We start from the raw sequence: 9,527 nt of genomic DNA, 5'->3' as shown, positions 1-9,527 counted from the left end.
GTGACGATCAGCATCGTCACCCACTCCACGAGTGCGTGCGGCAGATCGAGTGCGGCAGGATACGGGACCAACAGGGCTCCTGAGCTGGAGAGTTGAGACCTAGACACCTCTCTCAACGGCACGGGAGCCCTGTCCGTTGCCTACGGTCCCGCCGTCACCCGTCCGGGGGCCACCCTGAAAACCCTCAGTAACACAGATGACCAGGGCGAGGACAAGGGGAGATGATCAGCCGCATGCCGACTTTCAGCTCATTCGACGGAACGCAACTCGCGTACCACGTACGGGGCGAGGGCGAGCCCCTCGTAGTCCTCCCGGGTGGCCCCATGACCGCCTCGGAGTACCTCGGCGAGCTGGGCGGGCTGACCGCCCACCGGACCCTGTTCCTGCTGGATCCGAGGGGTACGGGCGACTCCGCGAGGCCGCTGGACCCGGCGACGTACCGCTGTGACCGGCAGGTGGCCGACGTGGAGGCGCTGCGGGACCAGCTGGGCCTGGACCGGATGGACCTGCTGGCGCACTCGGCGGCGGGCAGCCTCGCGGTGCTGTACGCGGCGCGCCACCCCCACCGGGTCCGGCGGCTCGCGCTGATCACCTCGACACCGCGCGCGCTCGGACTCGCGGTCACGGACGAGGACCGCAGGTCCGCCGCACGGCTGCGCGCGCAAGAGAGCTGGTACGCCGAGGCGTATCCGGCGTACGAGGCATGGCTGGGCGGCGCCGACACAGCCCTGCGGGAGTTCGGCGGCTTCTTCTACGGACGCTGGGACGACGCGGCCCGCGCCCACCTGGCGACCATGGACGCCGGGATCAACGACGAGGCATGCGAGCTGTTCCACTCCGACGGCGCCTACGACCCGCCGGCCACGGTGAAGGCGCTCGCCGGCCTCGGCGCACCCGTTCTCGTCCTCGCCGGTGAACTCGACCCCGCACGCGCCGAGCAGACCGCAGCCCTCCTCCCGCACGCGGAGGTCGCCGTCCAGCCCGGCGCCGGACACTACCCCTGGCTCGACGACCCCGACTGGTTCGTCCGCCGCGTCAACACGTTTCTGCGGTCGGCAGAGTGACCGCCCCGCCATGCACACCGTCGAGACCAACGGCATCCCCCTCGCCCACCGCGCCTGAGGGCCCGCTTCCCGACGCCCGCCATGTGACCGTCGACGCCGGGCACTTGGTGCACGCGACCCGGCAGCGGGCGGACCAGCGGATGGACTAACGGTCCGCCTCCACCGCGACCTCCCGCGCCCACCGGTAATCCGCCTTGCCGCTGGGTGACCGCCGGATCGTGTCGGCGATGACCAGCTGCCGGGGGACCTTGTACCCGGCGAGGCTGGCGCGGCAGTGGGTCTGGAGGGCGTCGAGGGTCAACTCGGCGGAGCCCGGGCGGAGTTGGACGACCGCTGCGACATGGTTGCCCCACGTCGCGTCGGGCACCCCGGCCACCAGCGCGTCGTACACGTCGGGGTGGGCCTTGAGGGCCTGTTCGACCTCCTCGGGGTACACCTTCTCGCCGCCCGTGTTGATGCACTGGGACCCGCGTCCGAGGACCACGACCACGCCGTCCTCGTCGACGGTCGCCATGTCGCCGAGCAGCACCCAGCGTTCGCCGTCGCGTTCGAAGAACGTCTCGGCGGTCTTCGCGGGGTCGTTGTAGTAGCCGAGGGGGACGTGCCCGCGCTGGGCGACGCGGCCCACCTCGCCGGGGGCGACCGGCGCGTACGTCGCCGGATCGACCACCCGCGTACGGGAGTTGACCTGGACGCGGAAGCCCTTCTCGGGTCCGGAGTCGTCCGTGGCGGTGCCGTTGAAGCCGGACTCGGAGGAACCGAAGTTGTTCAGCAGTATGGTGTTCGGCAGGAGTTCGCGGAACCGGCGGCGGACCGTGTCCGAGAGGACCGCGCCGGAGGAGGAGACGCTGAACAGGGACGAGCAGTCGGTGCCACTGAGGGGCCCGGAGAGGGCGTCGATCAGGGGGAGCAGCATCGCGTCGCCCACCAGGGAGATCGCGTTGACCTTCTCCTTCGCGACCGTCCGCAGCACCTCCTCCGGCACGAACTTGCGGTGCAGGACGACGCGTTGGCCGAAGTTGAAGCCGATGAACGCGGTGAGCGTCGAGGTGCCGTGCATGAGCGGGGGAGTGGGGAAGAAGGTGATGCCGGGCGCCCCGGCGGCGACCCGCTCGGCCAGTTCCTGGGGCTTCTTCACCGGCTCCCCGGTCGGCGCGCCCCCGCCCATCCCGGAGAAGAACAGGTCCTCCTGACGCCACATCACGCCCTTGGGCATCCCGGTCGTGCCGCCGGTGTAGATGATGAACACGTCGTCGGCGGACCGCGCGGGGAAACCCCGCTCCCCGGACCCCTCGGCCTCCGCGAAGGAGTCCCCCAACTCCCCTTCCCGCACCCGGAGCAGCTCCCGCACCCCCGGCGTCCGGGGCAGCACCGCCCGCACCCGGTCCTCGAACTCCCCGTCGAAGACCAGCCCGGCGAGGTCGGCGTCCCGGTACAGATACGCCAACTCGTCCTCGACGTACCGGTAGTTGACGTTCACCGGCACCAGCCGCGCCTTGAGGCACCCCAGCGCCGCCTGGAGGTACTCGACCCCGTTGTACAGGTGCAGCCCGACATGCTCGCCGGTCCGCAGCCCCCGCGCCAGCAGGTGATGCCCGATCCGGTTGGCCGCGGCATCCAACTCGGCGTAGCTGAGCCGCAGTTCCGCGCCGGTCCCCGGATGGTCGACGTACACGAGTGCCTCGCGGTCGGGCACGACGTCCACGACCGACTCGAACAGGTCGGCAAGGTTGTACTCCACCGTTCCTCCCCACCTCGGCTCGCCGGTCATCAGAGCAAAGGCGGCGGCAACTGGGAAGCCTCACGGCAGAGAAATCTGACTGTCTGTCAGAAAGTCGCCGGTCGCCCCTTGAAGTGCCCACCGGCCTCCTGCAACCTGTGACACCGAAGGCTCTGGAGGGGAGAGCGCCCATGAGCGGTACCGAACACCTCACAGTCCGGCGCGAGGGCGCCACCCTCGTCCTCACACTCGACCGGCCCGAAGCGAAGAACGCCCTCTCGCTGCCCATGCTCGTCGGCCTGTACGACGGCTGGATCGAGGCGGACGCGGACGACAGCATCCGCTCGATCGTCTTCACCGGCGCCGGCGGCACCTTCTGCGCCGGCATGGACCTCAAGGCCCTCGCGGGCAACGGCATCGACGGCCAGCACTACCGCAGCCGCCTCGACGCCGACCCCGACCTGCACTGGAAGGCGATGCTCCGCCACCACCGCCCCCGCAAACCGGTCATCGCGGCGGTCGAGGGCCACTGCGTCGCGGGCGGCACGGAAATGCTCCAGGGCACCGACATCCGCGTCGCGGGCGAATCCGCGACCTTCGGCCTGTACGAGGTGAAACGCGGCCTCTTCCCGATCGGCGGATCGACTGTCCGCCTGCAACGGCAGATTCCCCGCACCCACGCCTTGGAGATGCTCCTCACCGGCCGCCCCTACACCGCCCGCGAGGCCGCCGCGATCGGCCTGATCGGGCACGTCGTCCCCGACGGCACCGCCCTGGACAAGGCGCTGGAGATCGCCGAACAGGTCAACGCCTGCGGCCCGCTCGCCGTCGAGGCCGTCAAGGCGTCCGTGTACGAGACCGCCGAACTCACCGAGGCCGAGGGGCTCGCCGCCGAACTCAAGCGCGGCTGGCCGGTGTTCGCGACCGCCGACGCCAAGGAAGGCACCCGCGCCTTCGCCGAGAAACGCGCCCCCGTCTACAAGCGGGCCTGACCGAAGGACCACCACCGTGCTCAAGGCACCGCTCGTCGTCGAGTTCCCCTTCACCCGCTCCCTCGGCCCCGTCCAGAGCGCCTTCCTCACCGGGCTGCGCGAGGGCTACGTCCTCGGCGTACGGACCCGGGACGGCCGCACCCTCGTCCCGCCCGTCGAGTACGACCCCGTCACCGCCGAGGAACTCCGCGACCTCGTCCCCGTCGGCCTCACCGGCACCGTCGCCACCTGGGCCTGGAACCCCGCGCCGCGCCGGGGCCAGCCGCTGGACACGCCCTTCGCCTGGGTCCTGGTCAAGCTGGACCAGGCCGACACCACCCTCCTGCACGCCCTCGACGCCCCCGGCCCCGACGCCGTCCGCACCGGCATGCGCGTCCGCATCCGCTGGGCCGCCGAACGCGAGGGCGCCATCACCGACATTGCCTGCTTCGAACCGGACGACCGCGAGGAATCGGTGGTCGCCGTCCACGCGGGCGAGTCCGACAACCCGGTCACCGGCATCGTCGCCCCCGCCCGCCTCGACTACACCTACTCACCCGGCCGCGCCCAGACCGCCTACATCACCGCCCTCTCCGAACAGCGCACGGTCGGCGAACGCTGCCCCCGCTGCCGCAAGGTGTACGTCCCCCCGCGCGGCGCCTGCCCCACCTGCGGCGTCGCGACCGCCGAACAGGTCGAGGTCGGCCCCGCCGGCACGGTCACCACCTTCTGCGTCGTCAACATCAAGGCGAAGAACCTCGACATCGAAGTCCCGTACGTCTACGGCCACATCGCCCTCGACGGCGCCGACCTCGCCCTGCACGGCCGGATCGCGGGCATCCCCTACGACCAGGTCCGCATGGGCCTGCGCGTCGAACCCGTCTGGACGGAAGGCGCCCGCTACCCCGACCACTACCGGCCCACCGGCGAACCCGACGCCGACTACGACACCTACAAGGAGCTGCTGTGACCCGGGACATCGCGGTCGTCGCCTTCGCGCAGAGCGACATCCGGCGCTCCACCGAGGAGTCGTCCGAGGTCGAGATGCTGATGCCGGTCCTGCACGACGTCCTGCACCGCACCGGCCTCAAGACCGCCGACATCGGCTTCACCTGCTCCGGCTCCTCCGACTACCTCGCGGGCCGCGCCTTCTCCTTCACCCTCGCCCTCGACGGCGTCGGCGCCTGGCCGCCGATCTCGGAGTCGCACGTCGAGATGGACGGCGCCTGGGCGCTGTACGAGGCATGGGTCAAACTCCGTACGGGGGACGCCGACACGGCCCTCGTCTACGCGTACGGCAAGTCCTCCCCCGGCCACCTCCGGGACGTCCTCACCCGTCAGCTCGACCCGTACTACGTCGCCCCCCTGTGGCCCGACTCCGTCGCGCTCGCCGCCCTCCAGGCGCGGGCCCTCATCGACGCGGGCGACACCGACGAACGCGAACTCGCCGAGATCGCCGCCCGCAGCAGGCGCGCCGCCACCCTCAACCCCCATGCCCAGCAACGGGGTTCGCACCCGCAGGGCGAGTACGTGGTCGCCCCGCTGCGGCACGGCGACTGCCCGCCGGTCGGCGACGGGGCCGCCGCCGTGATCCTCGCCGCCGGGGACAGGGCACGCGACTTGTGCGACCGGCCCGCGTGGATCAGGGGCATCGACCACCGCATCGAGGCCCACTCCCTCGGGGTGCGCGACCTCACCGACTCCCCGTCGACCAGGCTCGCCGCCGAGAAGGCCGGAGCCTTCGAACTCCCCCATAGCCTTAAGGGCATGGGAGGTGCCCCCACCGTCGACACCGCCGAGTTGCACGCCCCCTTCAGCTCCCAGGAAGTCGTCCTGCGCAAGGCGCTCAAGCTCGACGACAGCGTGCGCGTCAACCTCTCCGGCGGGGCGCTCGCCTCCAACCCCGTGATGGCCGCCGGGCTGATCCGCATCGGGGAGGCCGCGACCCGCGTGCACCGCAGCGAGGCCGACCGGGCGCTCGCCCACGCCACCTCCGGGCCCTGCCTCCAGCAGAACCTGGTCGCCGTCCTGGAAGGGGATCCGCGATGAGCAAGGAACCCGTGGCCGTCGTCGGGATCGGCCAGACCAAGCACGTCGCGGCCCGACGGGACGTCTCCATCGCCGGGCTGGTCCGAGAGGCGGCCCAACGGGCGCTGGAAGACGCCGAGTTGACGTGGGCCGACGTCGACGCCGTCGTCATCGGCAAGGCGCCCGACTTCTTCGAGGGCGTGATGATGCCCGAGCTGTACCTCGCGGACGCGCTCGGCGCCGTCGGGAAGCCGATGATGCGGGTGCACACGGCCGGGAGCGTCGGCGGCTCAACCGCCCTGGTGGCAGCCAGCCTTGTCGCCTCGCGCGTCCACACGACCGTCCTCACCCTGGCGTTCGAGAAGCAGTCCGAGTCCAACGCGATGTGGGGCCTGTCCCTGCCGATCCCCTTCCAGCAGCCGCTGCTCGCGGGCGCGGGCGGCTTCTTCGCGCCGCACGTGCGCGCGTACATCCGGCGCAGCGGCGCCCCCGACACCATCGGCTCGCTCGTCGCGTACAAGGACCGCCGCAACGCGCTCAAGAACCCGTACGCCCACCTCCACGAGCACGACATCACCCTCGACAAGGTCCAGTCCTCGCCGATGCTGTGGGACCCGATCCGCTACTCCGAGACCTGCCCCTCCTCCGACGGGGCCTGCGCGATGGTCCTCACCGACCGCGCGGGCGCCGCCCGTTCGCCCCGGCCGCCCGCCTGGATGCTCGGCGGCGCCATGCGCAGCGAACCGACGCTGTTCGCGGGGAAGGACGCGGTGTCGCCGAAGGCAGGACAGGACTGCGCCGCCGACGTGTACCGGCAGGCCGGGATCAGTGACCCGCGCCGGGAGATCGACGCCGTCGAGATGTACGTGCCGTTCTCCTGGTACGAGCCGATGTGGCTGGAGAACCTCGGCTTCGCCGACGAGGGCGAGGGCTGGAAGCTCACCGAGTCCGGGGTGACCGAGCTCGACGGCGACCTCCCCGTCGACATGTCCGGCGGCGTCCTGTCCACCAACCCCATCGGCGCCTCCGGCATGATCCGTTTCGCGGAGGCGGCCCTCCAGGTGCGCGGGCAGGCCGGTGACCACCAGGTGGACGGCGCCCGCCGGGTGCTGGGGCACGCGTACGGCGGCGGCTCCCAGTTCTTCTCCATGTGGCTCGTCGGAGCCGAGGCGCCCGCCTCCTGAAAGCCGGGGGGAAGGTACGGCCGACGTGCTCTGTCGGGGCCCGGGGCCGATCGCTAGGCTGACCCGCGGACGACGGAACCGGGAGGAGCACGGACGTGGCCGAAAGCACCATCCAGCAGCAGCCGTTGGCGGGCTGGGAGAAGCCGGACCTGGACCTCAGCGAGGCACAGTGGCAGCCGGGCAGCCGGGGTCTGGGGGATGTCCAGATAGCCTTCGTCGAGGGCTTCATCGCGATGCGCAACAGCGGCCGGCCCGAGAGCCCGTCCATCGTCTTCACCCCCGCGGAGTGGGGCGCGTTCGTCTCGGGCGCGCGGGAGGGCGAGTTCGACCTGACCTGACACGGCGCGTACGGGCCCCCGCCGCGCGGACACCGCGCGCGGGGGCCCGTACCCGTGCTCCACCGCCATCCGACCCGCGCTCGGCCACATGGCCCCGCCACCCCGTACGATGGCCGTATGTCGTTCCTCCGCCGCCGAAGCGCAACCCCCGCCGGCCCCGATTTCGACGTCCTCGCCATGGACCCGGGCGACTGGCCCGGCAACCTCGGTGCCGGCCTCCTCCCCGCCCCCGACGGCACCTGCCAGGGCGTCTTCCTGCGCTACGACCTCTTCGGCGGACGCGGCCCCGCGATGATCATCGGCAACCTCCCCGAGGGCTCCCCGGCCAGGGACACCGCCGACGACGAGATCCCCTTCGAGGTCGCCCAGCTCCTGCTCGCGCTGGAGAACGACGAGGAGGTCACCGTCACCGGCACCGAGGACATGCCGGTGATGCAGGGCGACAACCTCCTCATCGTCCGGCGCCTCAAGCTCTCCGAGAGCCGGATCTCCTGCGTCCAGTTCGACCGCAGCGACAACGTCCTGGTGACCATCGCCGCCTGGGACCGCCCCATCACGGACGACCTGTACGCCCTCCTGAAGCCGCTCCCGGCGGAACTGTTCCAGCAGGGCTGACCCCCCGGGGAAGAGCCTCAGCCCCGCTGCGACGGCACGACGTCCACATCGGCGGCGCGCACGTACGCGACGCGGTGGCCGTACTGGATCTCGTAGTACCTGTCCTTGCCGACGACGACCCGGTGCGAGCCGGTGGCGAAGGTGACCGCGTAGTAGTACTCGCCGGGCACCTCGCCGCCGACCACGTACGCCTGCCGGGCGGGCAGCGTGTACGACAGCGGCGAGACGGCCTGGACCGGGACGCCCTTCGGGTACGCGGACGCCTCCGGGTAGGCGCGCCCGTACACCGGCACCGACGTACGGCCCGCCTTCGCCCGGGCGACCAGGCCCGCCGCGTGCACGGCCGTCGCATGCTTGCGCGGGTTCTTGAACCACGCCTTCTGCCCCAGGTACCAGATCGCCGTCCAGTCGCCCTTGCGCCCGGCGACCGCGTACTGCTGCCCGGTGGAGACCCGCGAGGAGATGTCGTTGACGCCGGTCGTCGGCTCCGTACCCCGGCCGATGTCCTTGACCAGCGGATACGTCTCACCCGGGCCGGTGTACAGCCGCACCTCGCTCGACCCGTGGTCCGCGCAGGGCTGCCCCTTCGCCGCGCAGTCCGTGTACGGAGGCCGGTTCGCGTCGTACGAGGGGCGGATCGTCACCAGCCCGCCGTGCCCCTGCGCCGTCGCCCTGATCGGCGCCTTCAGCAGCTCGAAGTAGTGGCGCCAGTCCCAGTACGGGCCAGGGTCGGTGTGCATCCCGGGGACGTTCGCGGTCGTCGGACCGGGCACGTTGTCGTGGCCCAGGATGTGCTGGCGGTCCAGCGGTACGCCGTACCGGTGCGCGAGGTAGCGGACCAGGCGCGCCGAGGCGCGGTACATGGCCTCCGTGTACCAGGCGTCGGGCCGCGCGAGGAACCCCTCGTGCTCGATGCCGACGGACGCCGCGTTGACGTACCAGTTCCCGGCGTGCCAGGCGACGTCCTTCGTCTTCACGTGCTGCGCGATGTGGCCGTCGGTGGAGCGCAGGGTGTAGTGCCAGGACACGTACGCCGGGTCCTTGACCATGTTCAGGACGCCCTCCCAGGCGCCCTCGGTGTCGTGGACGACGATGTAGCGCACCGACTGGGACGCCGGGCGGTCCGCGAGGTCGTGGTTGCCGTAGTCCTTGTCGCCGAACTCCTCGTACGGCGCCGGGATCCACTCGCAGGACACGTCCCTCGGGCACTCGGTCCCGGCCGTCACCGGCTGCCGCAGCCCGGCGTGCGCCAACTGCCCCTCGTCCGGCGCGAGATGCGGCTGTGCGGCGAGGGCGACGAGCTGACCGGCGTCCGTCGTGCGCTCCTCGCCGGTGCGCAGCACCTCGTACACGTCGTCGGCGTACGCGGCGGCCGTCGCCGTGTCGTCGGCGCCGGAGAAGCGGGCCACGGCGGCGTACCACGCGGCGGGGTCCGTGCTGAGGGGCTCGCCCAGGGCGCGCTGGGCGGCGGCGAGGAGGGCCGCGCCGCCCTCGATGTTCGCGGCGGGGTCGGTGCGCAGGGCCTCGGGGGCGAGGCCGGTGAGGGCGGCGGCGTGGTGCAGGAGCAGCGTCGTGCGGGTCGTGGGGCGGGGGCCGAGGGCGATGCG

9 protein-coding genes are annotated in these 9,527 nt (G+C 71.8%); 7 read left to right on the top strand and 2 right to left on the bottom strand.

From position 1 onward, the window contains the following. Window positions 1–233 precede the first annotated feature (233 nt). Window positions 234–1,064: an alpha/beta fold hydrolase gene (locus tag AOK24_RS14520; RefSeq protein WP_055720487.1), complete on the top strand. Its 831-nt coding sequence runs from the start codon at window positions 234–236 to the stop codon at window positions 1,062–1,064. Window positions 1,065–1,209: 145 nt separating this feature from the next. Here AOK24_RS14520 and AOK24_RS14515 read toward each other — a convergent pair whose 3' ends face one another. Beyond that, on the bottom strand, window positions 1,210–2,805 hold the full coding sequence (locus tag AOK24_RS14515) for an acyl-CoA synthetase (protein WP_055720486.1): 1,596 nt from the start codon (window positions 2,803–2,805) through the stop codon (window positions 1,210–1,212). Between the two features lie 170 nt (window positions 2,806–2,975). Between AOK24_RS14515 and AOK24_RS14510 the strand changes: the two genes are divergently transcribed. The 6 genes from AOK24_RS14510 to AOK24_RS14485 all read left to right on the top strand — a co-directional run bounded on the left by AOK24_RS14510 (window position 2,976) and on the right by AOK24_RS14485 (window position 7,920). Then, a complete protein-coding gene (locus AOK24_RS14510) occupies window positions 2,976–3,776 on the top strand; it encodes a crotonase/enoyl-CoA hydratase family protein (protein WP_055720485.1) in 801 nt (266 codons plus the stop codon). Between the two features lie 16 nt (window positions 3,777–3,792). Further along, the gene (locus tag AOK24_RS14505) at window positions 3,793–4,725 is read left to right on the top strand and encodes a Zn-ribbon domain-containing OB-fold protein (RefSeq protein WP_055720484.1); all 933 of its coding nucleotides are present in this window, start codon (window positions 3,793–3,795) and stop codon (window positions 4,723–4,725) included. Then, a complete protein-coding gene (locus tag AOK24_RS14500; protein ID WP_055720483.1) occupies window positions 4,722–5,804 on the top strand; it encodes a thiolase domain-containing protein in 1,083 nt (360 codons plus the stop codon). The genes AOK24_RS14505 and AOK24_RS14500 overlap by 4 nt, the downstream gene beginning before the upstream one ends. Continuing rightward, complete coding sequence (locus tag AOK24_RS14495; protein WP_055720482.1) at window positions 5,801–6,967, top strand: thiolase domain-containing protein; 1,167 nt, start codon at window positions 5,801–5,803, stop codon at window positions 6,965–6,967. Before AOK24_RS14500 ends, AOK24_RS14495 begins: the two co-directional genes overlap by 4 nt. A gap of 95 nt (window positions 6,968–7,062) precedes the next feature. Beyond that, on the top strand, window positions 7,063–7,305 hold the full coding sequence (locus AOK24_RS14490) for a DUF397 domain-containing protein (RefSeq protein ID WP_055720481.1): 243 nt from the start codon (window positions 7,063–7,065) through the stop codon (window positions 7,303–7,305). Window positions 7,306–7,422: 117 nt separating this feature from the next. Further along, a complete protein-coding gene (locus tag AOK24_RS14485; RefSeq protein WP_055720480.1) occupies window positions 7,423–7,920 on the top strand; it encodes a hypothetical protein in 498 nt (165 codons plus the stop codon). Window positions 7,921–7,937: 17 nt separating this feature from the next. On the opposite strand, the gene AOK24_RS14480 is transcribed toward AOK24_RS14485, so the two are convergent. Next, window positions 7,938–9,524: an N-acetylmuramoyl-L-alanine amidase gene (locus AOK24_RS14480; protein WP_063799447.1), complete on the bottom strand. Its 1,587-nt coding sequence runs from the start codon at window positions 9,522–9,524 to the stop codon at window positions 7,938–7,940. Window positions 9,525–9,527: the final 3 nt, after the last annotated feature.

The organism is Streptomyces niveiscabiei (assembly GCF_001419795.1).
Taxonomy (GTDB): domain Bacteria; phylum Actinomycetota; class Actinomycetes; order Streptomycetales; family Streptomycetaceae; genus Streptomyces; species Streptomyces niveiscabiei.
This window is presented reverse-complemented; position numbering and strand designations above follow the sequence as displayed.